General features: G+C 64.2%; 1 protein-coding gene and 1 pseudogene. One reads left to right on the forward strand and one right to left on the reverse strand.

Going from position 1 to position 723, the window contains the following annotated elements; translation table 11 throughout:
* Nucleotides 1-189, reverse strand: a pseudogene (locus tag IMZ11_RS42985) (hypothetical protein); the annotation flags it as partial.
* 31 nt (nt 190-220) lie between these two features.
* On the opposite strand from IMZ11_RS42985, the gene IMZ11_RS42990 reads away from it, so the two are divergent.
* The gene (locus IMZ11_RS42990; protein ID WP_003882224.1) at nt 221-664 is read left to right on the forward strand and encodes a PPOX class F420-dependent oxidoreductase; all 444 of its coding nucleotides are present in this window, start codon (nt 221-223) and stop codon (nt 662-664) included.
* Nucleotides 665-723 lie beyond the last annotated feature (59 nt).

Below are 723 nucleotides of genomic sequence, written 5' to 3' on the forward strand. Positions count from 1 at the left end.
CCTCAGGGCATGCGCCTGAGTGGGCCTGCCGAACTTGCCGTAGTCGTAGTCGATCGAGTCGCGCAGGGCCACCGCCCACGGGTCACGGATCACCCCGTCGGAACGCCTGGCCTCCAGGCCGCGGTTGCTCAAGGTCCACAAGGAGGTCGCCGAGACACCGTCAAGGGTGTTGCCGTCAATCACGCTCATCGAACCGATGGTAAAGACGTACCCTCGTCACATGGGGCGCCAGGTTTTCGACGACAAGCTTTTGGCCTTGATCGGCGGCAACTCGATGGGGGTTCTCGCGACGATAAAACAGGACGGTCGTCCGCAGCTGTCGAATGTCTCCTACTACTTCGATCCGCGGGCGGTGCAGATCCAGGTGTCCATCACCGAGCCCCGCGCCAAGACTCGCAACCTGCGGCGGGATCCGCGGGCATCCATCCATGTCAGCTCCGATGACGGCTGGGCGTATGCGGTTGCCGAGGGTGATGCGATCCTCACCCCACCTGCCGCTTCGCCCGACGACGACACGGTCGAGGGGCTAATTGCCTTGTACCGCAACATCGCCGGTGAGCATCCCGACTGGGACGATTATCGGCGTGCCATGGTCGACGACCGCCGGGTGCTGCTGACCCTGCCGATCACCCACGTGTACGGGATGCCGCCCGGTCGTCGGTAATAGGCGTGACTATCGCGTCGGAGTCGGGCTACGCTGCGGCGTATGGCTGACGACACACC

The organism is Microtetraspora sp. AC03309, from assembly GCF_020826795.1.
GTDB lineage: Bacteria > Actinomycetota > Actinomycetes > Streptosporangiales > Streptosporangiaceae > Microtetraspora > Microtetraspora glauca.

Coding starts and splice junctions, on each gene's coding strand:
- IMZ11_RS42990 (WP_003882224.1), top strand. CDS start 221: ATGGGGCGCCAGGTTTTCGACGACAAGCTTTTGGCCTTGATCGGCGGC.